A 26,629-nucleotide genomic window follows, 5' to 3' on the forward strand; every position below is an offset into this window, starting at 1 on the left:
AATGCGTTGGCTCCTACCCATAGTTTCACTGATCTGCTCACCTGCTTTGGCGGCTGAGTGGGACGTGCCCAACCGGGCGGGAGCCATTGCGGCAACACTGGCGCAGGCGGCGGATGGAGACACCCTCCGCCTCGCCCCCGGTACTTATACCGAAACCATTACATTAGACCGGCCCATCACCCTGGATGGGCGCGGCGTTGCCGTGATTGACGGCGGCGGAACCGGAACTGTGATTACTGTTACCGGCCCGGATGTTATTGTATCCGGCCTTACGGTTGTCGGCTCGGGATCAGATCACGAAACCCTCGACAGTGGGATCAAACTGACCAAGACGGCGAAGGCGCCGCAAGTTCTGAACAACACGCTACGCGGCAACCTGTATGGCATCGACATTCACGGCGCGCGCGATTCACTGGTTGCTGGCAACACCGTCGAAGGCCGCCAGGACCGCCACATGAACGCGCGTGGCAATGGCATCTATGTCTGGAACGCACCCGGTTCTGTGGTCGAGGACAATTCGGTCCGTTGGGGTCGTGACGGGATTTTTGTCAACAGCTCCAAGAAAAACACGTTCCGCAACAACACCTTCCGCGATCTGCGGTTTGCGGTGCACTACATGTATGCCGATGACTCTGAAGTTTCCGGCAATATCTCGATCGGCAACCACCTGGGGTATGCCGTGATGTTTTCCACCCGTGTGCGTGTCACCGACAATGTGTCGCTGAATGACCGCGATCACGGGATTATGATGAACTATGCCAACAAAAGCGTCGTGACCGGGAACTATGTCAAAGACGCATCGGGCAAATGCACGTTTTTGTACAACTCGCACAAGAACGATTTCAGCGGCAACTGGTTCCAGGGCTGCGATATCGGCATCCATTTCACAGCCGGATCGGGCAACAACCGCATGGTAGAAAACAGTTTCATCGGCAACCGCACACAGGTCAAATACGTGTCGTCCAAATGGGTAGAATGGTCCGAACAGGGCCGTGGCAATTACTGGAGCGACTTTGCCGCCTATGATGTAGATGGCAACGGCATTGCCGATACCCCCTATCGACCAAATGACAGCATGGACCACGTCTTGTGGACCCAACCCGCAGCCAAGATGTTGCTTGGCTCACCCGCTGTGCAGCTGGTGCGCTGGTCGCAGGCCGCCTTTCCGGCGCTGTTGCCAGGTGGAGTAATGGACAGCCATGCGCTGATGGCCCCGGTCAAACCGGCGGCAAGCAATAAGGTAGCACAGGATGGATAACAGCCTGATCATTACATCCGTGGACAAGTTTCGCGGCAAAACACAGGTACTGCAGGACATTGATCTGTCAGTCGCCCCCGGAGAACGTTTGGCCCTGCTGGGTCACAACGGCGCGGGCAAATCGACCCTGATCAAATCAATCCTGGGCCTGACACCGATCCATGGCGGCAGCATTTCGATAAACGGCGCCGCGCCGGGATCTGCAGCAGCCCGCCGGGGTACCGCTTTTCTGCCCGAGGCGGTGAGTTTTCACCCTGCTCTGACCGGTCGCGAGCAGTTGAGCCTGTTTGCAAATCTGTCTGGCGCTAAGGCCGATGTTGCTGGCCTGCTGGAGCGGGTTGGGCTGGCGGATGCACTGGATCGCCGGATTGGCACCTACTCCAAGGGAATGCGGCAGCGATTGGGGCTGGCACAGGTGCTGTTGGGGCGCCCCAAGGTGGCGCTGCTAGATGAGCCCACCAGCGGGTTGGACCCAATCTCACGCCAAGACCTTTATGCCATCATTGATGAGCTGGCTGAACAAGGTACCGCCGTGCTGATCGCCAGCCACGCGCTGACCGAGGTCGAAGCGCGCACCGACCGCATCGCCATTCTGCGTAAGGGCGAGAAGGTGGCCGACAATACACTGGCCGAGCTGTCGTCCGAGGCGGATCTGCCCACCCGGCTGCGCATCACTGCGCGGGCTGGAGAAATTGAGAAACTGGCACAGCAGGTTGGCGGCACCCGTGTCAACGGTGCTTCGGTTGAGCTGTGTTGCAGCGCCGACCAAAAGATGGCCGAGCTACGCCGGATTGCGGCGCTGGGGGATGTGGTTGTTGATTTCAGCATGACCCCACCCCGTCTTGAAGACCTGTATCGTCACTTTGCCAAGGAGAGCCGCCAATGACCCCGCGTGCCCTTGCCATTGCCGGATCCGAGCTGCGGATCCTACGTCGTAACCGCTGGCTGTTCATGGCCACCCTGATCATGGTGCTGTTTGCCCTGGCGCTGACCTTTGCAGGCAGTGCGCCAACTGGTAGTCTGGGCGTGGATATGCTCACTGTTTCGGTGGCCTCGATGACCACCCTGTCGGTCTATCTTGCACCATTGCTGGCCTTGATGATGTCCTTTGATGCAATCTCCGGTGACCGGGATCGTGGCAGCCTGTCGCTGTTGCTGTCTTATCCTGCCGGGCGTGGCGAAATCCTGTTGGGCAAGTTCCTGTCCCACCTAGCTGCGCTTGCCTTTGCCATGACCGTTGGGTTTGGCACCGCTGGTGCCCTTGCCGCGTGGTCGGGCGGAGCTGGGGCTGACAGCCTCCTGGCGCTTGGACGTTTAATCGCGACCTCAATCTTGCTGGGGGCTGTGTTCCTGGCCTTGGGCTATGGGGTATCTTCGATCTCTGGCAGCTCTACCGCTGCGGCGGGGATGTCGGCAGCCCTTTGGTTGATTTTTGTTGTTCTTTACGACCTTGGCCTGCTGGGCGCGGTTGTCATGGATGAAGGTGGCGTGTTCACTCAGTCCGTGTTCCCCTGGCTAATGGTCGCCAACCCAGCCGATGCGTTTCGTGTCTGGAACATTGCCGCGTCTGAAACCATCGCAGTCACCAGCGGCATGACAGGTGCTGCAAGTGCCCTGCCCGCTTGGGCTGCCCCATTGTCGTTGCTGGTTTGGCCGCTAATCGGTCTTGGCCTGGCTCGGATTGCATTCGGAAGGGTGGAGCCATGAAACTGCACATTCCGCTGCTGATCGCCCTCGCCTTAACCGCCTGTAAAGAGGAAGAGGCCAAGGCGCCACCGCCACCTGTTGAGCTAACACAGGAAGCGCTGAGCTTCTTTTGCCAGATGAACATTGCTGAACACGGCGGCCCCAAGGGGCAAATCCACCTTGAGGGCTTCCCTGCGCCGCTGTTCTTTGCTCAGGTGCGGGACTTGGTGGCCTATATGAAAAGCCCCGAGCGGGACGCCAAGATCACGGCGATCTATGTCAGCGATATGAGCGTAGCGCCCAGCTGGGAACAGCCGGGTATCGACAACTGGATTCCTTTGGATGACGCCGTGTTTGTCGTGGATGCTGGCGTGGCAGGCGGCATGGGGGCGCCCGAGATCGTACCATTTAGCTCGGAAACCGCCGCAGAACCGTTCCTGAACCGATATGGAGGTCATTTGCTGCCGTTTTCAGAAATACCGGACACGGCTGCACTCGCGCCTGTTGATTTGTCGCAAGAGTTGGAAACCCCTTCATGACTGCCCTGACCCGCCGCCGTTTTCTGGCGATTTCTGCTGCAACCGCAGCCTTGCCTGCACATGCGACTACCCTCCCGACAGCAACGTGGCGTGGTATAGCGCTGGGAGCCCCGGCTTCGCTACAACTTGCAGGACTGGAGCAGATAGAGGCGCAGCCCATCTTCAACGCAGTTAAGGCAGAGTTGTCCCGTTTGGAACTGATTTTCAGTCTCTACAAAGAAGGGTCTGAACTCCGGCGATTGAATGCAAACGGCAATTTACGCAACCCGTCCTCGGACCTGCTGGAAGTCTTGAGTCTGGCGGGCTCTATCCACGATGCGACAGGTGGAGCGTTTGACCCTAGCATTCAGCCATTTTGGCTTGCCTCTGCCCAAGGGATGGCCCAGCCAGAGCACCATCAAACCTCGAACTGGCAATACCTGAGCTTTAACAGTCGCCAAGTCAAATTCACTGTACCGCATAGCGAGGGTATGGCGTTGACCCTAAACGGCATTGCCCAAGGTGCAGTGACGGACCGTATCGCGTCGCTGCTGCGCAGTTTTGGCCTGAGGGATGTTTTGGTCGACATAGGTGAAATCGCTGCCAGAGGTACTTCATCGAATGGCAAGCCCTGGCAGGTTGGAGTAGCTGATCCAACAGCCCAAGTGGTGAACCGGGTCAGTCTGTCTAACCATGCGCTGTCCACCTCGGCCCCTGATACACCGGATCTGTCCGGTCAGACGCGACGCCATATCTTGCCGCCGACTTTGACCCACCAAATCCAGCAATCTCTGGTTTCCATTTCCGCCCCAACCGCTGCAATTGCAGATGGTCTGTCCACCGCTTGCTGTTTGCTGACCGATGCTGAAATCGCGCAGGTTCTGGCACAATTCCCCGGAGCCCAAATAGAGGCGCTGCGCACTATTACATAGTTCTTTCCGCCCCTTGCGCTGGTCCCGGCTGCAATGCCAATGTGGGCGTCAGCGCGGGGGGCGGTTCGGCCTGCCTGCGGATTACGGGAACGCTATTTTGAAATCCGTCCGCCTCCGTCTTCTTCTGCTTGCCCTGATCCCGATCAGCGTGCTGATGCCGCTGCTGCTGGTGCTGGCGATGACCCGCTGGAATGCCGATTACGACAACATGCTGATTGCCAATGTCGACAGTGACTTGCGCATCGCCGAACAGTATCTCGGGCGGATATTGGCAGGGACCAGCACTGACATCCGAAGCGTTGCCGAGTCGACCGTGTTCAGCGACGTCCTTCTGGCCCCTCCACGCGAGCGGCTGCGTTTTCTGGATCAACGCCGTACCGAACTGCAACTGGACTTTCTTTATTTTATCCCTGACGACAGCCTGTCGGGGCCAACATCCAAGTGGCCGGTGATCGCTGCGGCGGCCGCGGGCAGTCTTAGCTCGCAAATCGATATTTTCTCAGCCGAAGACCTGCTCAAGTTTTCATCCGAACTCCAGCAACAGGCCCGTATTCCGCTAATCGAAACCGAAGCGGCTGTTCCCACGGCACGCACCACCGAGGACCGTGGCATGGTGGTACACACCGCCTCTCCTGTCACAGTATTGGGACACAACGGTGTGCTTGTTGGCGGCATCCTGCTGAACCGCAATCTCGACTTTATCGATACCATCAATGCGCTGGTTTATCTAAGTGACAGCGCCGGAGAAAACCGTCAGGGCACCGCCACCCTATTTCTGGATGATACCCGCGTGTCTACCAATGTGCGCCTGTTCGAGGATGTCCGTGCCCTAGGCACACGTGTGTCGGCAAGCGTGCGTCACCGGGTGCTGAACCTGGGCCAAACTTGGCTGGACCGCGCCTTTGTGGTCAATGATTGGTATATCTCGGGCTACCTGCCGCTGACCGACAGTTTCGGCAGTCGTGTTGGCATGCTGTATGTCGGATTTCTTGAAGCTCCATACCAGCGAGCCAAACGGGCCGCCTATTGGACTATCATGGCGGCCTTTGTTGGCGTTCTGGCGCTTTCTGCCCCTTTGTTTTTGTGGCTGGCCAAAGGCATCTTCTCGCCGTTGGAGCGCATGAGCAAAACCATGAAAAAGGTCGAACGAGGTAATCTGGCAGCGCGCAACGGGGCCGTTGGCAGCAAGGATGAAATTGGTCAGGTCGCGGCCCACCTCGACAGCTTGTTGGATCAGGTTCAAGACCGCGATCAGGCCTTACGCGACTGGGCGGATGAGCTGAACACCCGTGTCGACAAGCGCACTGCCGAGTTGCGTGCTGCCAACAGCAAGCTTGAGGAAACCTTCAAGCAACTGGCGATGAGCGAAAAGCTGGCCTCGATTGGTGAAATCACGGCAGGCGTAGCGCATGAGATCAACAATCCGGTGGCGGTGATCCAGGGCAATGTCGATGTTATTCGCATGACACTGGAAGGTCAGGCGGGCGAGATCGAGACCGAGCTGAATCTGATCGACAATCAAGTGCTACGGATTGACGCCATCGTAGGGAAACTTCTGCAATTTGCCCGCCCCACCGAATTTGGCACATTTGAGGAAAGCGTTGAAGTTGCCCCTGTGGTGCAAGACTGCCTGGTGCTGGTGGACCATGTGATTTCGAAACAGGACATAACCGTCCATCGCGATTTTCAAACAGCGCCGCCGGTGAGTATCAATCCTGGTGAGCTGCAACAGGTGGTCATCAATCTGGTGATGAATGCAGCCCAAGCCATGGGAGGCGCAGGGGATATTTACCTAAGCCTGACAGCCGCAGATCGAGAGGATCAAACCGGTGCTTTGCTCACAGTTGCCGACACCGGTCCCGGCATCACATCCAAGGACATTAGCAACGTGTTCAACCCCTTCTACACCACCAAACTGGGCGAAGGCACCGGCTTGGGGCTCTCCATCAGCCAAACACTAATCCAACGGGCCGGGGGCCTAATTTCGGTCCACAACAGGGAGGGTTCAGGTGCCGAGTTCAACATCTGGCTCCCTGCTGCCACCTAACACTGGATCCAAACTTTATCTGGCCAGAAATCTCCCGGGGTGAATTGCCTGATCCGACAAGAGGTGCAGCGCCCCTCAGAACCCCCAAGATGCACATTTGCGATCAATGGTTTTGCGAGACACGCCCAATCTGCGCGAGGCTTCGGCCCGGTTGCCGTCGCAGGCATCCAGCACATGCATGATATGGCGTTGTGTCACCAGATCCAAAGTCTCAATCGCGGCGGCTCCGGTGATGGAGCCGGTGCCCGAGAACTCCTCGGGAATCTCACCCAGGATCACCGAACGTTCGATCAGGTTACGCAGCTCGCGCACGTTGCCCGGCCAGTCGTAGCGACTGAATTTCAGTAGCGTCTCTTCATTCAACTCCAGCGCAGGCATGCCCAGCTTGACCGCAAACTGCTCCATGAACAGCGAGGCCAATTCAACAATATCCTCGACCCGTTCACGCAGGGGCGGCATCACAATCTCAACGACGTTGATACGGTGATACAAGTCAGCGCGGAACCGGCCGTCGGCCACGGCCTGTTGCAAGTCAGCGTTGGTGGCAAACAGGAACCGCAGGTTTAGCGGGATATCACGTTCCGCCCCGACCGGACGAATGCGTTGATCCTCGAGCACCCGCAGCAGTGCCGCCTGTACCTGATCGGGCATCTGCGCCACCTCGTCCAAGAACAAGGTGCCGCCATCTGCGTGCAAGAACAGACCATCCTTGCGGCGGTCCTGATCATCCACCATGCCAAACAGCTCGTGCGCAATCCGATCCGGCGCAATGGCAGCGCAGTTGACCGCAACAAAGGGTTTGTTGGCACGCTCTGACTGCGAATGCAGGGTACGGGCGGCGATCTCTTTGCCAGTGCCACTAGCGCCGGTGAACAAAACCGGTGTTGGCAGCGGGGCAAGCCGGGTCAGCATTTCACGGGCCTGACAAATCGCGGCTGATTTCCCCAGCAAGCGACCGCGCGCAGCAGATCCTTCGGCAGACAGCTCGTGTTTCAACAGGTAGTTATCGCGACGTAGGTATTTGCGATCCAGGGCCCGCGCCACCGAATTGAGAATCTGGTTGGCGCGAAAGGGTTTTAGCACAAAATCAGCAACCCCAATGCGCAGGGCCTGAATGGCGGTTTCCAAATCCGCATAGGCGGTGACCAAAATGGTATCAGCAAAAAGCCCTACCCGATGCTGTTCCTGCACCCATTCCAAACCGGTCTTGCCCGGCATGATATTGTCCAGAATGACTAGGTCAAAATGCGACTGATCCAGAATGGCACTTGCCTCGGCAGCCGAAGCCGCCTGTTCGACCCGTTTGCAGCGCGGGGTCAGGATCTTGGTCATGAAGTTGCGCATTCCCGGCTCGTCATCAATCACCAGGATCGAAGCACTCGCCAGGTTTTCACCATATTCATCGCGCGTGGTCGTATTCTGCATTAGTTCTTCACATCCAGCCGGACCGAGGGTCCTGCGTGTTTCTCGTGGCTGGCAAAGCCCGCCTGTTGCAGCAGCAAACTGGCGCCGACGGCAATCACCAAAATGGCGGCAAATCCGATCAACATGGCTTTCATGGTATTGTGTCTCCATCGTGGAAAAGATTTAAAACTGACCAGATCTGGCCAGACCCACAACGCAACGCTAGCAGGACTGGTCAGGAATTACGAATGGCCAACAGTCTGAATAGTTCAGTCAGATGACGACACCTTAGTGGCTCCAGGCGGCGCAGTGTTCTCGGCATTTTTCACCTCGTCCAGCCAGATGCTGTGGTGTTGCTTGGCCCAGGCCTCGTCCACCTCGCCGCTGCCCATGGCATCATAGGCGCCTTCCATGCCAACGGAGCCGATGTAGATATGTGCAATGATGATGGCCATCAGCACAAAGGCCAGGATGGCGTGCCAAAGCTGGGCCAGCTGCATTTCTTCCTGAGGTGCGAGAGTTTCCGACAGCTCACCAAACCCAAGCAGACCAGACAGGCCAATGTCGTTGGCCACGGCAAAACTTTTGGCAAACAATGGCAATTCATAAGGGAACAGAAGCGACACACCCGTCAGCGAAATGGACGCACCGAACAAGACCACCGACCAGAAGATCACCTTTTGCCCGGCATTGAATTTCTTGGCGGGGGGGTGTTTGCTTCCAACGATACCGCCAGCCTGGCTGATCCAGACCAGATCGGTGCGGTCTGGCAGGTTGTGAATGACCCACATCACAAAGATGATCAGCAGCCCCACAATAAAAGCCCAGGCAACGTTATTGTGGACCCATTTGCCCAACTCTAGCAGGGTCGCATTGGCCTCTTTGCCGAGATAAGGCGCAATCCAAATCCGGCCGAACAGGTTGAACAAACCGGTGATGCCTAACAGGATAAAAGAACCCGCAAGCAGCCAGTGGCCGAAACGTTCAAAAGCTTTGAAACGTGTCACGGTCCGGCCTGTTTTGTCGCCATCAATGCGAATTTTTCCGCGCAAGAGGTAAAATACCACCAACAGCGCAATGGTCCCTAACAGCAACCAGCCGCCATATTGGCGCAAGGGGCCGGCCCGAAAGGCCAACCATTTCATGCCGCCGTCCTGTACCAGAACCGTGGCAACCTCGCCGCCGGTTGAGACGCTCACATCTGCTGATCCATAGCGCAAGCCGCGCCAGAATTCGGGATCCGAGACACCGCCCCGTGTGCCTAGTTGCGATACGCCCGGCATTCCAGCAGGGTCGCCAATGTTGTCGCGACGAAACGCGTCATCCACCGCCTCGCCATTTTGGCGGGCCAAGATATCGGCAAGGGTTTGGGCACCGCCGGTGGCGGTACGATCAGGGGCAGTTTGTGCCGTAGCAGGCAAGGCCATGGTTAGACAAACCAGGAGCCAAAGAAGAACGCGCATCGGGTCCTCGACATTCTGAAAACAATTTGATCATCCGTTTTCCGTGACAGAAAACGGGCTGGAATTTTGAAAATTCCGGATACGGTTGCACCGGCGACAGTCAAAGCCGCCGGTGCTGTTAACGCGGGTTACTCGCCTTTTGACTCGTAGGCTGTACCCCAACCCCAGGCGCCTGCACCAAAGCCACGAGCAACGATGCGTTCGCGGTAGACCGCAGACACAACATCACCGTCACCAGCCAACAGTGCTTTGGTTGAACACATCTCGGCGCAGATCGGCAGTTTGCCTTCAGCAATCCGGTTGCGGCCATATTTGGCGAACTCGGCGGTTGAGTGGTTTTCTTCGGGGCCACCGGCACAGAAGGTACATTTGTCCATCTTGCCACGGCTGCCAAAGTTGCCGGCCTGTGGGAACTGCGGCGCGCCAAACGGACACGCATAGAAGCAGTAACCACAACCGATGCACAGATCCTTGGAGTGCAGCACCACACCGTCGTCGGTCTGGTAGAAGCAATCCACGGGGCACACAGCCATACAAGGCGCATCCGAACAATGCATACAGGCGACCGAGATCGACCGTTCGCCGGGCTTACCATCATTGATGGTCACAACACGGCGGCGGTTGATACCCCAGGGCACCTCGTGCTCGTTCTTACAGGCGGTGACGCAGGCGTTGCATTCAATGCAGCGGTCGGCGTCGCAGAGGAACTTAGCTCTTGCCATCTTTCTTTCTCCTTATGCTGCGCTGATGCTGCAGAGAGTACATTTAGTCTCCTGCATTTGCGTGACTGAGTCATAGCCATAGGTCTGAGCGGTGTTTGAGCTTTCGCCCAAAACATAGGGATCAGCGCCATCGGGGTATTTGTCCCGCAGGTCCTTACCCTGGAAGTGCCCACCAAAGTGGAACGGCATAAAGGCAACGCCTTCGCCGACCCGCTCGGTGACCATGGCCATCACTTTGACCTTGCCGCCTTCGGGGCTTTCGACCCAGACCTGAGCACCGTCACGAACACCTAAATTGTTGGCGTCACGGGTGTTGATCTCGACAAACATGTCCTGCTGCAACTCGGCCAACCAAGGGTTGGACCGGGTTTCTTCACCGCCGCCCTCGTATTCGACCAAACGGCCGGATGTGAGGATGATCGGGAACTCCTTGGACACGTCTTTCTTCTGGATCGAGGCATAGAGGGTTGGCAGGCGATAGGCCTGACGGTCCTCGTATGTTGGATAGTCTTCGACCAGATCACGACGGTTGGTGTACAATGGCTCGCGGTGAATTGGCACCGGATCCGGGAAGGTCCAAACCACGGCGCGGGCCTTGGCGTTGCCAAATGGCGCACATTCGTGCTTGATCGCAACCCGCTGGATGCCGCCCGAGAGGTCGGTTTTCCAGTTGGTTTTAGGACCAGCCACGGCATCAATCGACGCGCGTTCCTCGTCCGTCAGATCGCCATCCCAACCCAGATCCATCAGCATCTGCATGGTGAATTCCGGGTATCCATCCTGGATTTCCGAGTTCACCGAGTAGACACCATCAGCCAGCAGGTTGTCGCCATCCCGTTCGACACCAAATCGGGCACGGAAGGTGAGACCACCTTCGGATACCGGTTTGGACATGTCATAAAGGTTCGGCGTGCCGGGATGGTTCATCTCGGCAGTTCCCCAACACGGCCATGGCAGACCGTAATAGTCCCCGTCAGCAGGGCCACCAACAGCCCGCAACGTGGTGCGGTCAAAGGTGTGCTGGTTGGCCATGTGCTTCTTCAGGCGTTCCGGGCTTTGGCCGGTATAGCCAATGGTCCATAGGCCTGCATTGAACTCACGGGTGACGCTTTCGATGTTGGGGGTGTTTTCGTCTTCCATTTCGATATTGCGGAAGAAACGATCTGCCCAGCCGAATTTGTTCGCAAACAGGCCCATGATTTCATGGTCTGTTTTGCTTTCAAACAGCGGTTCGACAATCTTGTCACGCCACTGAAGCGAACGGTTGGAGGCAGTCACAGACCCACGGGTTTCAAACTGGGTACAGGCCGGAAGCAAATAGCAGCCATCGGTGCGGTCATGCAGAACTGCCGAGACGGTGGGATACGGGTCGATCACGACCAGCATGTCCAGCTTCTCCATCGCGGTCTTCATTTCCGGCATCCGGGTCTGCGAGTTGGGCGCGTGGCCCCAAAGAACCATCGCCCGAACGTTATTGGGCTGATCGATGTTGTCCTTGTCTTCCAGAACGCCATCAATCCAGCGACTGACCGGTATACCCTTCAGGTTTTGCAGGGATTTTTCCTTGCCATCAGCCCCTTTGAGCATGTCGAACTGACTGGACAGCCATTCGTCATCTTCACCCCAAACACGGCCCCAATGCGCCCACGCGCCATTGGACAGGCCATAGTATCCTGGCAGGGTGTGGGACAACACGCCAAGGTCGGTTGCGCCCTGAACGTTATCGTGACCACGGAAGATGTTGGTTCCGCCGCCGCTTGCGCCCATGTTGCCCAGCGCCAATTGCAGGATGCAGTATGCGCGGGTGTTGTTGTTACCAGTGGTGTGCTGGGTGCCACCCATGCACCAAATCACGGTGCCCGGACGGTTGTTGGCCAATGTCTTGGCAACCCGGTGCAGCTGCGATCCCGGAACACCGGTTACGCGCTCAACTTCTTCGGGGTTCCATTTTTTGACCTCATCCCTGATCTGGTCCATTCCCCAAACACGGGTGCGGATGAACTCGCGGTCTTCCCAACCGTTTTCAAAGATGTGGTACAGAATACCCCAGACCAGTGCGACGTCGGTCCCTGGACGCAAACGGACATACTCGTCGGCGTGTGCGGCAGTCCGGGTAAAGCGCGGATCACAAACGATCAGCGGTGCATTGTTCTGCTCTTTGGCCTTGAGAATGTGCAGCAAGGAAACCGGGTGTGCCTCAGCCGGGTTACCGCCAATCACAAAGATGGCCTTGGAGTTGTGAATGTCGTTGTAGCTGTTGGTCATGGCGCCGTAGCCCCATGTGTTGGCTACACCGGCAACAGTGGTCGAGTGACAGATACGCGCCTGGTGGTCGACGTTGTTGGTGCCCCAATAGGCCGCAAACTTGCGGAACAGATAGGCCTGTTCGTTGTTATGCTTGGCCGAGCCGAGCCAGTAAACGCTGTCAGGACCGCTTTCCTCGCGGATATCCATCATGCCGCCACCGATCTCGTCGATCGCCTGTTCCCAGCTGATGCGCTTCCACTCACCACCCTCTTTTTTCATCGGGTACTTGAGGCGGCGTTCACCGTGGGCGTGCTCACGAACCGAAGCCCCCTTGGCGCAGTGGGCACCGAGGTTGAACGGGCTGTCCCATCCGGGCTCTTGCCCGATCCAGACACCATTCTGAACTTCCGCCACAACTGTACAGCCGACCGAACAGTGGGTGCAGATGGATTTTACGGTTTCCACAGCGCTGTTTGCTGCGGTTTGCGCGCTGGCCCGGGTCACCGACCCGCCAGTGGCGGCGATGGCAGTCATGCCACCAATGGCCAAACCTGATCCACGCAGAAACGCGCGGCGGTCAACGGAACTATCCGCGACCTTGGAAAGGATACTTGTCCGCTGGGGGCGTCTCGCAACCCCGTTGGTCTTTTTCCTAAGCATTATAACCTCCCTTGCTACCCGTTAATTCGGGCTTGCTAGGTTTAAGAAAATCAGCAGGCGGTCGGGCGTCTCGCAACCAGTTGCCTGCAATGGAAAACCACGTCCGGTTGCTTAGAACCGCACGCTGTCAAGGTAAGCGCGGGTATGCGCCGTATCCTGCATCTTGTTGGATGACAGGTCGGGTTCTGCGGCCTGCGCCTCGCCCCCGGTGGTCGCAACAGCCACCGCAGCCAGCGGTGCCGATGTTGCGGCCAGTTTCAGAAAGTCGCGGCGACTTGATGTCTCCTCGGTCTTTCTTGTCATGAGAATTCTCCTCCCCATTGGTGAAAGACGGTTGCCCGTCCAATTATGCGGATTGCTCCGCGCTCATTCTGTAACCCTCAGCCTCGATCTCCATAAACACCCGGCCAACGGCGCCGACGGCGGCATAAAGAACCGAGTTCTTTGCGCTCTCGAGATCTGAAAAGAAGTGACTGGCCCAGGGGCCGATGTGCTTGTTAAAGAAGGACTTTTGGTCAGTCAGGCTAGCCGGCTCGCCAAAACGGCCAACGATCAGCGCGCCCATCATCTCCATCAGCGAGGCGATGTTATCTTCGGGCTCATAAACGATCTGGGCACGGGTCAGCCCGCGTGCAGCCATATCACGGCGCAGCGAGGCCAGCGGCTTTTCGTTCAGGAAACCAGTCAGGTAATAGCTGGCATAGGGCAGCAACTCCCCGCGGCCCATCCCGATGAACAGCTTGTTAAACTCGCTTTCAACCGCTTTTGGTTTCGACAGGCCGGCCAGTTTCGCCAGCGCGTTGATCGCGGTGCCCAGATCACCTTCGTCACCGGACAGACCGGCAGTTTGTTCCAGCAGCATCTGCTCGGGTGGGGCCGACAGCAGAAGGCCCAGGAAATTGTATAGATCCGCGCGCAGGCGATCCTCTTCCATCACTTGGACCTGTTGGGCCGTGGCTGTCATTGGTGTCTCCTGTGTCATGTCGTGGCGACCTCGTCTTCGAATGCAAATCGCATACGGCGCGGGGCGGCATAGGTCGGGGTCTCGTCCATCTCGGGCTCAAATGGGGCAGCGGCAACGGCAGCAGGTTGCACTACTACGGGTTGTTCAGGCTGCTCGATAATGGTTTCGGGTGTTTCGTCTGCGGGCTCATCGTCGGCGATTTCTGAGCCTTCTGCCTCTAGCGCTTCAGCTTCGGCTTCGGCAACTTCCTGACGGGCCATCTCTTCGACATGGGCGGTCATGCCTTTGCCAACCTGATAGGCGGTCTGAATGTTCTCAACCACACAAGAGGCGTCGGTGAAATCTTCACCGTAATCGACCAGCCCATCGACATTGGCCAACACTGGGTTGGTCAACCACAATCGGCGCAGGGCACGGGTGCGGATGCGGGTGGGAATGGTCTCGGTCAGGAACACTGTAAAATCATCGCCCTCGCCCATTTGGTCGGGGTCTGGCAGATCCAAGTCTGCTAGGATCTCTGCATCGCTCTTGTCCGCCAGTTCGGCATCGCGCTGCTCGGCCAGTACGACGGCTTCGGCGCGTTCATCCGCGACAGCTTCGGCCTCAACTGCTGCCTTGCGGCGGGCCCAGAAATCACCGCCACTCATTGCAGCCGCTCCTTTTTGGCCTGAACCGGCGAGCGGTAGACATCAGCCATCTGGGATATACGTGCATCACCGATGCCATCTTCGGAGGCTCCGATGTCGGTCTTGTCGCGGCGACGTTTTTTGAACTTTTCCTCGTGGTGATGCATCTGTGCAAAATCCCGCACCCAGGCAATCAGACCATCCGGCATTGGTACTTTCTCGACAATCTCTTCGCTGCTATCGGCATAATCTTGTGCTTCGTAGGGGGAGGCTGTGACCAGCGTCACCTCAAGCGGATGCGTCACGACATCACTTTCGCGCAACACGACGTAGATGCAGGGCACCTTGGTGCTTAGCCCGTGCAGATAGGCTTCGGCGTCCGACCCATGTAGTTCCAGGTCCAGTGTGGCAGCGTGAAACTCGCTGACGTCGTCCTGATCGCGCAACAGCTGCCAGTTGGCTTCGGCCGCACCGGGGAGGACAGCGACGGCTTTCCACGAATACTTGGCCCACCGGGTGACACCCGGGGCGCGGCGCAGCACAACGCCAAGCGGCATCGTGTCGAATTTGTCTGGATTGTGGATCACCCCGTTGCGGTCCCATCTGGCTAAGTTGCTCCACTAAGTTGCAGTAGCTGCTTGTGGTTTCCAAAGCTGGTTTTTGCGATTTGCCGGTATTTCTTCAGATCCGGACAATTTGGGGCGAGTGTTTTATCCTAATGTAACGGTCCGGTCGTTTTGTCTAATTCGACTAATTCACTCAACAAATGGTGAGCGGGCATATTATCCGAATCACCCCCACTGATTCGCGCTGTGTTCGCCCACTTCGAGTTTCCAAAACCGGTTTACGAACCCGCAGAATCATGCCTAGTTTGTGATCCAGATCTGGCGAAAAACGCCCTATCTGCCGACCAAAGTGCAAGCGAGGACAACATGCCTAAGCAATTGATTTTATGTGACTGTTCAGGGTCACAAACCATCGATTCCGCGGGCCTATCACAGGCCACTGGTTTAAGCTGCTCCAAGCTGCATTCCGCCCTGTGCACCGATCAAATCGAAGACGCGGCCAAGGCAATTGCCGAGGGTGAGGCAACAATTTGTTGTGCCCAGGAACAGCAGATTTTTGAGGAGCTGGCAGCTGAAGTTGACGCCCCCTCTCCCCCCTGTTTGGACCTGCGCGACCGGGCCGGATGGACCGAAGATACGGCCTCAACACTACCCAAAATGTCCGCACTGATCGCCGAGGCGGGACTTTCCGTCCCTGCAGCCAAAAGTATTGACGTGATCTCGGAAGGGTTGTGCCTGATCCTCGGACCTGCCGAAGTGGCACTGGAAGCGGCCGCCAAATTGCAAGATGCATTGGCGGTGACCGTGGTGCTGGAAGATGGCATTGAGCCACCAACGACCCGCGCGTTTGAGGTGATCCGGGGTCGGTTGACCCATGCATCCGGGGCCTTGGGACAGTTTGACCTGCGATTTGATGCGTTGCAGCAATTGTACCCCGCTGGCCGCAACTGGGGATGGGGAGCGCCGCGCGACGGCGGACACACCAACTGCGATATCATTCTGGATCTGACCGGCGACAGCTCGCTGTTCCCCGCGCCTGAAAAACGTGAAGGATACCTGCGTGCTGATCCAAAACATGCCCCGTCGGTCGCCTACGCTGTTTTGCAGGCCGTGCAACTGGTTGGGACTTTTGAGAAACCTCTCTATGTGCGCAACGAACCGTTGCTATGTGCCCATTCACGGGCAGGTCAGACCGGATGCAGCAACTGTCTGGACATCTGCCCAACCGGAGCCATCACCTCCAGGGGAGATCATGTCAGTATTGACCCGATGATCTGCGCCGGGTGCAGCTCCTGTGCCACGCTATGCCCATCCGGTGCGCTGACTTATGATGCGCCGCCAACCGACAGTCTGTTCCGCCGCATTCAGACATTGGCCAAGGCGTTTCTGGATGCAGGAGGCACTGCCCCCCGGCTGCTGGTGGTCAATGAACATGGCCGCGAGATGATCAGCTATGCCGCCCGTCTCAGCCGCGGCCTGCCCGCGGATGTTGTGCCGCTAGAGTTGGAAGCGCTGAATACCTTTGGCCACGCAGAGATTTTGGCGGCTCTGGCTGCGGGTTTTGCCCATGTAGACATTCTGCTGTCCCCCACTGTGGAACGCGAGGTGCTGGAGCGTGAGGTCGAACTGGCCACAGCCATTGGCGGTGACAAGATGGCGCTGTTGGACCACTTTGATCCCGAAGGCCTGAGCACAGCGTTGTTTGAAGCAGAAGTCCCCGCTGCAAACGCCAATATCGTACGTCCGGTGGGAACACGACGCCAGATTACAAGACAGGCTGCCAGGGCACTGAACCCTGAGGCAATCGCTTTGACGCTCCCCACTGACGCGCCCTATGGTGCGGTTCTGGTGGATACCAGCGCCTGTACCCTGTGTCTGTCCTGTGTCTCGCTGTGCCCTTCGGGCGCGTTGGGCGACAACGAAGATCTACCTCAGCTGAGGTTCCAGGAGGATGCTTGTTTGCAGTGCGGGTTGTGTGCCAGCGCCTGCCCAGAGAAAGCGATCACATTGGAGCCGCAGTTGAATCTGGCTGACAGTGCACTGTCACAGGCTGTTTTGCACGAGGAAGAGCCCTTTGCCTGTATTGAATGCGGGTCCTTGTTCGGAGTGAAATCCACTGTTGAGAAGATAGTGGAGAAACTGGCTGGCAAGCACTCAATGTATCAGAATGCGAATGCCGCGCGGATGATCCAGATGTGCGATGACTGCCGCGTCGACGCCCAATACCATCAGGAAAACTCACCCTTTGCTGGCGGTGACCGCCCCAAGGTGCGCACCACCGACGACTATCTTAGCAAGCGTCGCGATCACTGATGCTGCAAAGGCGCGCCCAAATCGGCCGGTTCCAGCTTGGCAACATAGGCCAGTATGGCCTCCAACTGGTCGAGTGTCATCTCAACCGGCACAATCGGTGGAGGCCGGTCAGCCGCAAAGGGTGCTGTGACGCCTTCGACCTGGGTAAAGGACGGATGCGGATTCAGAACATAGAACGTCTGGAAGCGGTCCGCCCAGTTGTCCAACGTACGCAGCACAAAAAACGACGGGGTCGAACCAATGGCGTTCATTGTAGAGTCTCTGGACACCACATGACAGCGACCGCACATTTGCCGCGACACTTGTTTGCCCGTGGCGGCGTCGCCGTCAAAATCCAGCGCGACAGTTTCTACCTCGCCCTCATCAGGAAGCCGGAACATCTGCTCCCCACCCGGCGCGTAGCTGGTGATGGTGCGTTGCCCAACCTCAGAATTCAGCCAGTCGATAAACCGGCGGGTGCCGGGATGGTCGGGTGTCAGAACCTGCATGTGCCACGTGGCCATGGGTCCGACAAACAGCGCTTTGCCATCAGGCCCAAAGGCGATCTCATGGGCCTCGCTCGCCTGTACAACTTGCACCCGGATCTGAGTTTTCAGCGAGAACCTCGGCAGCAGATGCTTCAACAGGCCGCTCTCCACCAGCTCGAGCGGCGCAGACAATCGAACAAGCCTGTCATCCGCCCGTGCAATCGGTGCGAAACTCAGGCAGACATAAATCAGAAAAATCAGACGGGTCATGCGAAATGGTAGGAAGACCTCCTCCCATTCGTCAAGCACCCCCTCAATCCAAGGAGCAACACAAACGTGTCTCTCACCCGTGAAACTGTTCTAGCCGCGCTGAAAACTATCACCGATCCAATCAGTGGCGGCGATATTGTCGGCGCAGGCGTGATGCGCGCCCTTACCGTCGAAGGGGCCGAGGTCCGCTTTGTGCTTGAAATCGACCCAGCCAAGGCTGACGCCTATGGCCCGGTGCGCGACGCTGCCGAGAAGATCGTAACCGACCTTGAAGGTGTCGACAAAGTCTCGGCCCTGCTGACTGGTCATGCCGCCAAGACACCGCCACCCGATCTGAAACCATCCAAACCCGCGCAGCCCGCTGGACCACAAAAAATCCCCGGCGTGGATCGGATCATTGCTGTTGCTTCGGGCAAAGGTGGCGTTGGGAAATCAACCGTATCGGCCAACCTGGCCTGTGCGTTGGCGGCGCAAGGACGGCGTGTTGGGCTGCTGGATGCGGATGTTTATGGCCCGTCGCAGCCGCGTATGCTGGGCGTTTCCGGACGCCCTGCCAGTCCGGATGGCAAGACCATTCTGCCGCTGCGCAATCACGGTGTGACCATGATGTCGATTGGCTTGATGACCAACGAGGATCAGGCCGTGGTTTGGCGTGGACCAATGCTGATGGGCGCGCTGCAGCAGATGATGATGCAGGTGCAATGGGGCGCACTGGACGTGCTGATCGTGGATCTGCCGCCGGGCACTGGTGACGTGCAAATGACGCTGGCACAAAAGGCCGAGGTCGATGGTGCCATCATTGTGTCTACACCGCAGGATGTGGCGCTGATTGATGCGCGCAAAGGCATCGACATGTTCAATCAGCTTCACGTGCCAATCCTGGGCATGATTGAAAACATGTCGACCCATATCTGCTCGAACTGCGGGCACGAGGAACATGTCTTTGGCCATGGTGGCGTTGCTGCCGAAGCGGACAAGCTGAACGTGCCGCTGTTGGCCGAAGTACCGCTGCATCTGGACGTGCGACTGGCTTCGGATGGTGGGGCACCGATTGTGGTCAGCAAGCCCGACAGCCCGCAGGCACAGGTGTTCCAGTCCATTGCCAAAACACTGGTTGAACGGGGCGCCGCATGAGCGAGGTCGCCTTTCCACCACTGCTATCGGGCCATGCTGTCAGCGGGCAAGAGGATCCGTTTGAGACCGCCTGCAAAAAAGCAATCTTGGGATGTGACGCAGGGTTGGTGACCTACAATCTGGCACCCGACCAGTTGCGCGCGGCGATGGTGTTCGCCCCCGAAGTCCCCCTTCGGCAGGCGATGTCAATGCTGCCGACCTGCGGTGTTGGTTTTCAGAACGCCCTTGGCGCGCTGGCCCCGCCAGAGGTTGCTGTTCATCTGGAATGGCAAGGGCAGATCCGCGTCAACGGAGCCCGCTGTGGAACCCTGCGCACCGCTGCCAGCACCGCCGATCCTGACGCGGTGCCCAATTGGTTGGTCGTTGGCTTGGAACTGCCGCTGTGGCCTGCTTCCGAGGACAGTGGCAACACACCAGACGACACGGCCCTTTATGCCGAAGGCTGCGCGGATGTTGAAGCACCCGCGCTATTGGAGAGCTGGGCGCGTCACAGCCTGCACTGGATCACCCGCTGGGAAGATGAAGGCAGCAAGGCGCTGCATTCCGAATGGCGCGCCTTGGCCCATGGTGTTGGCGAAGAAGCGGTTCAATCCGGGCAATCGGGCACTTTCCTTGGCATCGACGAAGACTTTGGCATGCTGCTGCGTGCCGATGATAAAACTCACCTAATTCCCCTGACAACTCTGCTGGAGAACCCCTGATGCAACTTGCCCGTGCCATTCATTTTGACGAAAGCGATCAACGCGTTTTTGCCAGTCCGGCCCGCACTGGGGAATGGTGCGTTTCGGGTGGTTTTGAATTTTCCAACTGGAGCGAGGCAGATCTGAGTGGCAAGCCAAAACAAGCCTTTGCCAATGGTTGGATGGGTCTGGAAACCGCTGGTCGCGTGACGTTTGTTGCTGTCACCCAGATTGAACAAGGCGAGTTGGATATTCTGACCGACCTGCTAGCGCATCATTTCGTGACCTACTACGGAGCGCCAGACATTGCCGCCGCCCGCCCCGTTGCCACAGAGGAACTGTCGCAGATGCGCGGGCTGTGTGAGGATCATGAGGCAAACACTTTGCTCACCGTCAGCCGCGAACTGACCAGCGCTGGGATCAGGGAAAGCTTCCGCGCGATCGAGCCGCAGGATGCCGGACTAGAGCAATTCGCCATTCACGGCGATACCGGCACTTAAAACCACGGGCTGAGCAAACACTGCAAAACAAAAAAAGGGTCCCAGCCATGGACTGGCGCCTTTGCACTCATTACCAAAAATTCGCCTATTGGTGCACTGCGTTGAACACAAACAGTGTTTCGCCATTGATCTGGTAGCCATCAATCAGCACTTTGGCGCGGTCTGACACCAGCCAAGCCTCTAGCTGCTGGGCCAGATCGGTTTTCACATGGGCGTGTTTTTCAGGGCTGACAGGAATATAGGCGTACTGGTTGAACAACACCGGATCACCAGCAAACAGCAGCGCCAGATCCCCCTTGTTGGCAAAGTTCAGCCAGCTGGCACGGTCAGCCAAGATATAAGCGTTCATGCCTGCGGCAGTGTTCAGCGCCGCGCCCATGCCTGCGCCAACCGCATTGTACCATCCGTCAAACCCCTCGACCTCCAGACCTGCTGACGTCCACAGGCTCAGCTCTTTCTTGTGAGTTCCACTGTCATCGCCACGGCTGACAAAGGTCGCCTTGGCACCAGCGATCTTCTGCAAGGCGCCGGCGGCATCAGAGGCGACACCAACCTCGGCGATATCATCCTTGGGGCCGATAAAGACAAAATCATTATACATGATCTCACGACGGTGAGTGCCGTTGCCACCGGCCAGAAATTTCGTCTCGGCCTTCTTTGAATGCACCAGGATCGCATCCACATCACCGGCCTCACCCAGACGCAGCGCCTGGCCTGTACCCACCACCAAGAGCTGCACTTCGAGCCCCAGATCTCCCTGGATCGCGGGCAGCAAAACATCCGACAGACCTGAATTATGGAAGGATGTGGTGACCGCCATCTTCATCGTGTCGGCATATGCTGAGGTGGCCAATGCCACAGCGGTGACCGCTCCGATCAGCATGTGTTTCATTCTACAATGTCTCCTCTTAGAAACGCGCGTCCCTGTTTGGTTTCAGGCCCGGCAAAGAACTGCTCGGCCTTTGAAAATTCGTGGATCTTGCCGTGCAAGACAAAGATCACCTCGTCCGCCAATCGCTGAGCTTGGCCCATATTGTGGGTCGACATGATCAGGCGGGTTCCGTCGGCTGCAGCGCGGGTCAGGATCTCTTCAATCTCGCGCGTGGCACGCCCGTCCAGCGAGGCGCAGGGCTCGTCTAGAAACAGCACTTCGGGGTCACGGATCAGGGCACGGGCCAGGGCCAGTTTCTGCTTCTCGCCGCCGGACAACATCGTGGCCTGTTGTTTCAGCGCGTGCGCCAGACCAACCCGTTCTGCCCAGTCCTGAGCGCGTTGCCTTGCCTTGGCCTTTGTCTCTCCGATCAAGCGCAGAGGGTAGGCAATGTTATCAACCACCGACCGTCGCATCATCACCGGGGACTGGAACACAAAGGCCTGGCGTTTCTGTGCTTCGGCCATGTCACAGGCCCAGTCGAGACTGCCACCGTTTAGGCGTGCAATGCCATGCAGCATCTTCAACATTGTGGTTTTGCCAGCGCCATTGGGCCCGATCACGATAGTCACACCCTGCCCTTCGAGTGTCAGGTCAATTGGTCCGGCCAGAACCTTGCCACGGCGGCGCACCATTGCCTGATGGGCGATAAGTGGAAACATCTGCATTACCAGCGGCCCTCGCTTTCAGTATGGCTAAGCCGGTGGATCATCAAGTTCACCGTGACGGCGATGGCGATCAGGACAAAGCCAAGCCCCAATGCTATGGCAAATTCACCCTTACCAGTTTCCAGAGCAATCGCCGTGGTCAGAACCCGGGTGGCGTGATCAATGTTGCCGCCAACAATCATAATTGCGCCGACCTCTCCGATGGCGCGACCAAAGCCTGCCAAGGCAGCCGTCAGCAACGCCCTGCGACCATCCCACAGCAGCGCCTGAATACGCTGAAATTGGGTGGTATTCATCGATATCAGCAAGTCATGGTAGTCGCTCCACAATTCACGCAGGGATTGATGCGCGATCGAAGCAATCAGCGGCACGATGATGATCACCTGAGCGATGATCATCGCGGTGGGGGTGAACAGCAGTCCAAACACCCCAAACGGCCCGGATCGCGACAGGAATACGTAGACCACCAAGCCCACAACAACCGGCGGCAATCCCATTAGGGCGTTCAGCACCGCAATGGTGATGCGGCGCATGCGGAACCGGCGTACCGAAAGAAACGCAGCAAATGGCAAAGCAATCGCCGAGGCGATAAGCAACGCTGTCAGAGTAACGCGAAGCGAGCGCAGGCTGATCTCAACCAGATCAGCATCCAACGTTACCACCAACCAGAAGGCCTGTGCCATTCCGTTCCACAAGTCTGACATTATTTCCGGTTTGCTCCTGCTCGTCACACGGATCGCGACAGCCTAGCACGGCTGCCGCAACTTCCAAATCACAGGATAGGTCGTAGAAATAGGCAAAAACGACAAAGGTCTAACAAAAGGTCAGTTTGACCAACTGAATCCTCCAGCAACATCGACCTCAGGTCAGATTGCGCATGACGATGCGCAATCCAAACGTGCCTGCTGTATTAGCAACCAGGCTGCCAGTGCCTTATTGCTCTTCCTCTTGAGCACTTTGCGATGACAGACGCACCACAACCTTGTCCTCTAAATGGTGGACCTCGACATTGCCCATGGGGATGTCCGCAAGCATTTCTACAGGCAGGTCTTCACATTTTTCTGGTTCTTCCTCACACGTGAAAACAGTTCGTCCGTTCAGATAGGTTAGCCGCGAACGCAGCCCACGTGGTTGCTGGATTCCAGCGTTCTCAGCGCTTGGCAGCGATTTGTATGTACCAGTCACATAAACCGGAGTTTCCCCCGTTCCGATGACGGCAGCCAGCTCGCGGGTTTGTTGTTGCCAAGCAGTAAAGCCCAGTGCTTCTTTGAAGGTTCCAGCCATGTAGGCCAAGACAAAGAACCTAAGCACATTGGTGCTCATCCGTTTGGTCAGTCCACCCTTTTCGCTCAGCTGCAGGATCATCAGGGTGAGCAACACAATGTAGCCAGCCCAAGCAAACCCATTGACGCGCACGGGTAAGAAGATCCCTGTTTTCACGGTCTGGATAAAAATCAGCCCCAGGCCAGCAAAAACGCCGCAAAGAATATAGGTCACCCGCCAAGGATCACGTCGGCCAACGATACCGATCGAAGCGACAAGCAGCACGAGATGCACAATCGACAATGGGACAGACCCAAAACCCTGCACAAAAGCGCTTGCTTGTAAGAACCCCCAAATGCGCTTGGAGTTCTCCAGAGCCGAAGCAAGATCATGCGCCGGGTTTCCTTCGCGCCAAGGGGCCATGGTCACGCCAAATATGCCATGTTCCAAATAGTTGAAGGTGAAGATCAGCGCCATGCCCAGCGCGAAGCTACCAATGAACAGGGCCATCACCTTGGTCAGGTCACCAAATGATCGCCGTGTTTCAGTCCGAGCCAGGCAAAGCGCCAGTAGAAACAGCGGGTAAGTTGTGTAAGCCATGAGTGTCATCGGCACAAAGACGACCAAGAGCCAGCGCGCCGGTTTCTCGCTAAGCCGCGTAGACAGCCAGGCATAGAGTGCGACCAATGCCATTCCCGGTATCAAGGTGTTATACCAGTACGACATAAGTGTAGCCGACGGGCCAATAGCTACGAGCAAAGCCAAACCCACGCGGTGCCAAAGACCGCCCTTATCTCCTAACGCGACCACAGCTAGGCTAGCGGCAAAAACAGACCAACAGAATTGGTATACCAGATAGTTCAGCCAAGATGGGGTTATGAAACCTCGAAGGTGCCAAGGATAGTTGATCCAACGCCCTTCATAGAGAGTTTTAAGATAATAGCCGGATGGATCCGCAAGCAATGCCGGGAAATCGTCATGTCGGACAATCGGGTCCAAAACCTGCGCACCCATGGCCAACAACAACCCTAGAAAGGTCAAGACAATTGTCGTGGTCAGTACCGGAAATTGGGCTAGGCGACAGTTTTCAACCGGCGTTGCAGCGTCACTCATCCGTTTGCCCGCTGTGCCTTGCGCGCCAAAATACCGGCACGAACCTGTGCGATTTTGGTCACCATGCCACGTGGCATCAAAGAGACGACTATCAGGCGCAGGCGCCAACCAAGACCACCGGCTAGTTTCACCTGTTCCCCAACTGGGACTTCTGTTGCCAGAACATCTGGGGACAGCCCTTTGCGGCCTTCCTCATTGGCGTACAGCACAGTGTTGTAGCGATACCAGGGTTCAACGCCCTCTGCGTCTTTCAACTCGGGACGCGCGCAATCAAAGGGCGCGAAACCACGTTTTGCAAATAGATCCTGCCAGAACGAAAGTGGCTTTTCATTGATGTGAAACTCCCCTCCTTGCCCGGGAACAGCTGCGGAAAACAGCACTCGATCCGCGTGACGCGTCAGGCTTTCAACCAGAATCCCGGACGCCTCTTCAGGGAGGTGTTCACCCACCTCGAGGCTCTGAGCCAAATCGAACTTGCGCCCCAGATCCACCACTTTGGTCAGGTCGGCCGCATGGAATTGATCCTTGGGCACTGCCAGCCGTTCACGATCAACATAATCGCCATCAACAGCGGCGACATCGGTGACGCCTGCCTTGATCCATTCGCCTAGCCAGACACCGCGTCCCGAACCAAGATCCAGTACACTCTTGGCGCCTAGCCAGGGTTGCACCACTCGTATCATCGCCTGCGCAGATGTCCGGGCGCCGGTGTCGATGTAGTCGAAAAACTGGTTGGAATAGATATGAGACATGACTGCTCCGATTTTACTTATTCACCGGCATGGGCAAAAACCCAGATGCGGAAGATTAGATAGTTTTGTACCGGCAACACCACTGTTACCACTGCAGCGGCCACAACCTCGGGCCAGTTCAAAGCCGGACCAATCAGCCCGGTAATTATGCCCGACACCAGGAAGCCCAACGAAATTGTGCAGCCAAAACGAAAGATCTGTTCAGGCAGCGCCAAGGGTTGGCGGAATGTCCACCAGGCCTGCCCTATGTATTGCACCACAACCGCCACACCAAAAGCCAGTACATTGGCCAAAGGTTGGATCATGCCCAACGCCAGAAGTCCAAGATAAAGAAGCACGTATATCGCGGCTACTGTACCTCCGACTATTCCAAACCGCAGTATCCTGAAACGGCTTTCGCTGATCATGATCGCTCGGTCTTAGCAGTCTTCTTCGAAGGTTCTGCAACTTCAACATCTGCCGCTTGTTGTAATTGCCCGGGTTGGCCGGTTTCCTGAGAAAGAAAGTACAGAGGTCTTTGCTTGCTCTCCATATACAGGCGGCCAACGTATTCGCCCAAAATCCCCAAAGTCAGCAGTTGGATTCCCGAGAAGAAGGAGATCGCCAGCAACATCGAGGCCCAACCAGGGGCGGTGTTAAACAGCACCAGAGAGCCAAAGACGTAAACCCCCATCAACACCGTGATGAGCAAGCTGACAAAAGACAGGCGGGTGGCAATCTTGAGCGGTTTTGTGGAAAATCCGGTCAGCGCATCAGTGGCAAAGCGCAGCATGGCGCGGAACGGATATTTGGTGACGCCCGCCACCCGTGCTTCGCGGACATATTCCAACCCAACCTGATGAAAGCCAGCCCAGGCAAACATACCGCGGATAAATCGGGATCGTTCAGGCATCCCAAGCACTGAATCAAGCGAACGGCGGCTGACCAGGCGAAAATCACCCGTGTCATTGGGAATAGGCACGTCGGATAGTTTGTTCAGGAACCGATAGAACAGGTGCGCCGTCATGCGTTTGAATAGCGTCTCGCCCTTGCGTTCAGCCCGGCGCCCGTAAACCACATCATATCCACGATCCATCATCGCCATCATGTCAGGCAAAATTTCAGGCGGATCCTGCAGATCCGCATCAAGCATAAAGACGCGCTCACCACGGGCAGCCTCGAGCCCGGCGGTCAGGGCCACCTGGTGGCCACGGTTGGCCGACAGGCGCAGCCCGCGCAACTGGGGCACCTTTATGCTAGCCGCTTCCATAGCGGCCCATGTTTCATCGTTTGAGCCATCATCCACCAGAATGATTTCGGCCCGATCTGCCCAAGGTTCAATTGCCTGCGCCAGTCTTTCGACTAGCATTGGAATTGACTCGTCCTCGTTAAAGCAGGGTACTACAACGGAAAGGTACACCTTACTCGTCCCCACATCTATTTTGTCTACTCGATGGCCTGAATAC

27 protein-coding genes are annotated in these 26,629 nt (G+C 57.2%); 10 read left to right on the plus strand and 17 right to left on the minus strand.

All coding sequences use genetic code 11. The annotated features are described in order from the left end of the window. The first annotated feature begins 1 nt into the window (after window position 1). From AC2T28_RS18390 to AC2T28_RS18415, 6 genes are all read left to right on the plus strand, one after another. A complete protein-coding gene (locus tag AC2T28_RS18390; RefSeq protein WP_486750106.1) occupies window positions 2-1,258 on the plus strand; it encodes a nitrous oxide reductase family maturation protein NosD in 1,257 nt (418 codons plus the stop codon). Further along, window positions 1,251-2,144 (plus strand): ABC transporter ATP-binding protein, encoded by an 894-nt coding sequence (locus tag AC2T28_RS18395; protein WP_486750107.1) that lies wholly within the window; start codon window positions 1,251-1,253, stop codon window positions 2,142-2,144. Before AC2T28_RS18390 ends, AC2T28_RS18395 begins: the two co-directional genes overlap by 8 nt. Further along, a complete protein-coding gene (locus AC2T28_RS18400; protein WP_486750108.1) occupies window positions 2,141-2,965 on the plus strand; it encodes an ABC transporter permease in 825 nt (274 codons plus the stop codon). Before AC2T28_RS18395 ends, AC2T28_RS18400 begins: the two co-directional genes overlap by 4 nt. Beyond that, complete coding sequence (locus AC2T28_RS18405) at window positions 2,962-3,483, plus strand: nitrous oxide reductase accessory protein NosL (RefSeq protein ID WP_486750109.1); 522 nt, start codon at window positions 2,962-2,964, stop codon at window positions 3,481-3,483. The genes AC2T28_RS18400 and AC2T28_RS18405 overlap by 4 nt, the downstream gene beginning before the upstream one ends. Then, the gene (locus AC2T28_RS18410) at window positions 3,480-4,394 is read left to right on the plus strand and encodes an FAD:protein FMN transferase (RefSeq protein WP_486750110.1); all 915 of its coding nucleotides are present in this window, start codon (window positions 3,480-3,482) and stop codon (window positions 4,392-4,394) included. The genes AC2T28_RS18405 and AC2T28_RS18410 overlap by 4 nt, the downstream gene beginning before the upstream one ends. Window positions 4,395-4,491: 97 nt before the next feature. Beyond that, window positions 4,492-6,441: a cache domain-containing protein gene (locus AC2T28_RS18415; protein ID WP_486750111.1), complete on the plus strand. Its 1,950-nt coding sequence runs from the start codon at window positions 4,492-4,494 to the stop codon at window positions 6,439-6,441. Window positions 6,442-6,516: 75 nt separating this feature from the next. On the opposite strand, the gene AC2T28_RS18420 is transcribed toward AC2T28_RS18415, so the two are convergent. The 9 genes from AC2T28_RS18420 to AC2T28_RS18460 form a co-directional block, all read right to left on the minus strand. Next, a complete protein-coding gene (locus tag AC2T28_RS18420; protein WP_486750112.1) occupies window positions 6,517-7,866 on the minus strand; it encodes a sigma-54-dependent transcriptional regulator in 1,350 nt (449 codons plus the stop codon). Beyond that, entirely contained in the window at window positions 7,866-8,000 is a 135-nt protein-coding gene (locus AC2T28_RS18425) for a hypothetical protein (protein ID WP_486750113.1), read from the minus strand. Before AC2T28_RS18425 ends, AC2T28_RS18420 begins: the two co-directional genes overlap by 1 nt. 114 nt (window positions 8,001-8,114) lie before the next feature. Further along, complete coding sequence (locus AC2T28_RS18430) at window positions 8,115-9,272, minus strand: formate dehydrogenase subunit gamma (protein WP_486750114.1); 1,158 nt, start codon at window positions 9,270-9,272, stop codon at window positions 8,115-8,117. 164 nt (window positions 9,273-9,436) lie between these two features. Further along, a complete protein-coding gene (fdh3B, locus tag AC2T28_RS18435) occupies window positions 9,437-10,030 on the minus strand; it encodes a formate dehydrogenase FDH3 subunit beta (protein WP_486750115.1) in 594 nt (197 codons plus the stop codon). A gap of 12 nt (window positions 10,031-10,042) precedes the next feature. Then, window positions 10,043-12,937 (minus strand): formate dehydrogenase subunit alpha, encoded by a 2,895-nt coding sequence (locus AC2T28_RS18440; protein ID WP_486750116.1) that lies wholly within the window; start codon window positions 12,935-12,937, stop codon window positions 10,043-10,045. A 111-nt stretch (window positions 12,938-13,048) separates the two neighbouring features. After that, the gene (locus tag AC2T28_RS18445) at window positions 13,049-13,240 is read right to left on the minus strand and encodes a twin-arginine translocation pathway signal protein (RefSeq protein ID WP_167685046.1); all 192 of its coding nucleotides are present in this window, start codon (window positions 13,238-13,240) and stop codon (window positions 13,049-13,051) included. Window positions 13,241-13,283: 43 nt separating this feature from the next. Continuing rightward, entirely contained in the window at window positions 13,284-13,901 is a 618-nt protein-coding gene (locus AC2T28_RS18450) for a TorD/DmsD family molecular chaperone (protein WP_486750117.1), read from the minus strand. Window positions 13,902-13,915: 14 nt separating this feature from the next. Continuing rightward, the gene (locus AC2T28_RS18455) at window positions 13,916-14,548 is read right to left on the minus strand and encodes a DUF3306 domain-containing protein (RefSeq protein WP_486750118.1); all 633 of its coding nucleotides are present in this window, start codon (window positions 14,546-14,548) and stop codon (window positions 13,916-13,918) included. Beyond that, window positions 14,545-15,084, minus strand: a complete 540-nt coding sequence (locus tag AC2T28_RS18460; RefSeq protein ID WP_486750202.1) for a DUF3305 domain-containing protein — start codon at window positions 15,082-15,084, stop codon at window positions 14,545-14,547. Before AC2T28_RS18460 ends, AC2T28_RS18455 begins: the two co-directional genes overlap by 4 nt. Window positions 15,085-15,459: 375 nt before the next feature. On the opposite strand from AC2T28_RS18460, the gene AC2T28_RS18465 reads away from it, so the two are divergent. Continuing rightward, window positions 15,460-17,406, plus strand: a complete 1,947-nt coding sequence (locus AC2T28_RS18465) for a 4Fe-4S binding protein (protein WP_486750119.1) — start codon at window positions 15,460-15,462, stop codon at window positions 17,404-17,406. Here AC2T28_RS18465 and AC2T28_RS18470 read toward each other — a convergent pair. Further along, a complete protein-coding gene (locus tag AC2T28_RS18470; RefSeq protein WP_486750120.1) occupies window positions 17,400-18,143 on the minus strand; it encodes a hypothetical protein in 744 nt (247 codons plus the stop codon). The genes AC2T28_RS18465 and AC2T28_RS18470 overlap by 7 nt on opposite strands. Window positions 18,144-18,209: 66 nt before the next feature. Between AC2T28_RS18470 and AC2T28_RS18475 the strand changes: the two genes are divergently transcribed. Genes AC2T28_RS18475 through AC2T28_RS18485 form a run of 3 tightly spaced genes read left to right on the plus strand, consistent with a single transcriptional unit; the run spans window position 18,210 to window position 20,457 of the window. Beyond that, entirely contained in the window at window positions 18,210-19,277 is a 1,068-nt protein-coding gene (locus AC2T28_RS18475) for an Mrp/NBP35 family ATP-binding protein (protein ID WP_486750121.1), read from the plus strand. Further along, window positions 19,274-19,978, plus strand: a complete 705-nt coding sequence (locus AC2T28_RS18480) for a biotin/lipoate--protein ligase family protein (protein WP_486750122.1) — start codon at window positions 19,274-19,276, stop codon at window positions 19,976-19,978. Before AC2T28_RS18475 ends, AC2T28_RS18480 begins: the two co-directional genes overlap by 4 nt. Further along, window positions 19,978-20,457, plus strand: coding sequence for a DUF6505 family protein (locus AC2T28_RS18485; protein ID WP_486750123.1), 480 nt, complete (start codon window positions 19,978-19,980; stop codon window positions 20,455-20,457). Before AC2T28_RS18480 ends, AC2T28_RS18485 begins: the two co-directional genes overlap by 1 nt. Before the next feature lie 85 nt (window positions 20,458-20,542). Here the strand turns inward: AC2T28_RS18485 and AC2T28_RS18490 are convergent, their stop codons facing one another. The 7 genes from AC2T28_RS18490 to AC2T28_RS18520 all read right to left on the minus strand — a co-directional run bounded on the left by AC2T28_RS18490 (window position 20,543) and on the right by AC2T28_RS18520 (window position 26,583). Then, complete coding sequence (locus tag AC2T28_RS18490) at window positions 20,543-21,349, minus strand: ABC transporter substrate-binding protein (protein ID WP_486750124.1); 807 nt, start codon at window positions 21,347-21,349, stop codon at window positions 20,543-20,545. After that, entirely contained in the window at window positions 21,346-22,056 is a 711-nt protein-coding gene (locus tag AC2T28_RS18495) for an ATP-binding cassette domain-containing protein (protein WP_486750125.1), read from the minus strand. Before AC2T28_RS18495 ends, AC2T28_RS18490 begins: the two co-directional genes overlap by 4 nt. Beyond that, window positions 22,056-22,760, minus strand: a complete 705-nt coding sequence (locus AC2T28_RS18500; RefSeq protein WP_486750126.1) for an ABC transporter permease — start codon at window positions 22,758-22,760, stop codon at window positions 22,056-22,058. Before AC2T28_RS18500 ends, AC2T28_RS18495 begins: the two co-directional genes overlap by 1 nt. A 229-nt stretch (window positions 22,761-22,989) precedes the next feature. Further along, window positions 22,990-24,432: a hypothetical protein gene (locus AC2T28_RS18505; protein ID WP_486750127.1), complete on the minus strand. Its 1,443-nt coding sequence runs from the start codon at window positions 24,430-24,432 to the stop codon at window positions 22,990-22,992. Beyond that, window positions 24,429-25,184, minus strand: a complete 756-nt coding sequence (locus AC2T28_RS18510; RefSeq protein WP_486750128.1) for a methyltransferase domain-containing protein — start codon at window positions 25,182-25,184, stop codon at window positions 24,429-24,431. The genes AC2T28_RS18505 and AC2T28_RS18510 overlap by 4 nt, the downstream gene beginning before the upstream one ends. Before the next feature lie 17 nt (window positions 25,185-25,201). After that, complete coding sequence (locus AC2T28_RS18515; RefSeq protein ID WP_486750129.1) at window positions 25,202-25,591, minus strand: GtrA family protein; 390 nt, start codon at window positions 25,589-25,591, stop codon at window positions 25,202-25,204. After that, on the minus strand, window positions 25,588-26,583 hold the full coding sequence (locus AC2T28_RS18520; RefSeq protein ID WP_486750130.1) for a glycosyltransferase family 2 protein: 996 nt from the start codon (window positions 26,581-26,583) through the stop codon (window positions 25,588-25,590). The genes AC2T28_RS18515 and AC2T28_RS18520 overlap by 4 nt, the downstream gene beginning before the upstream one ends. Between the last annotated feature and the right edge of the window lie 46 nt (window positions 26,584-26,629).

It is taken from the genome of Parasedimentitalea nitratireducens (assembly GCF_057444295.1).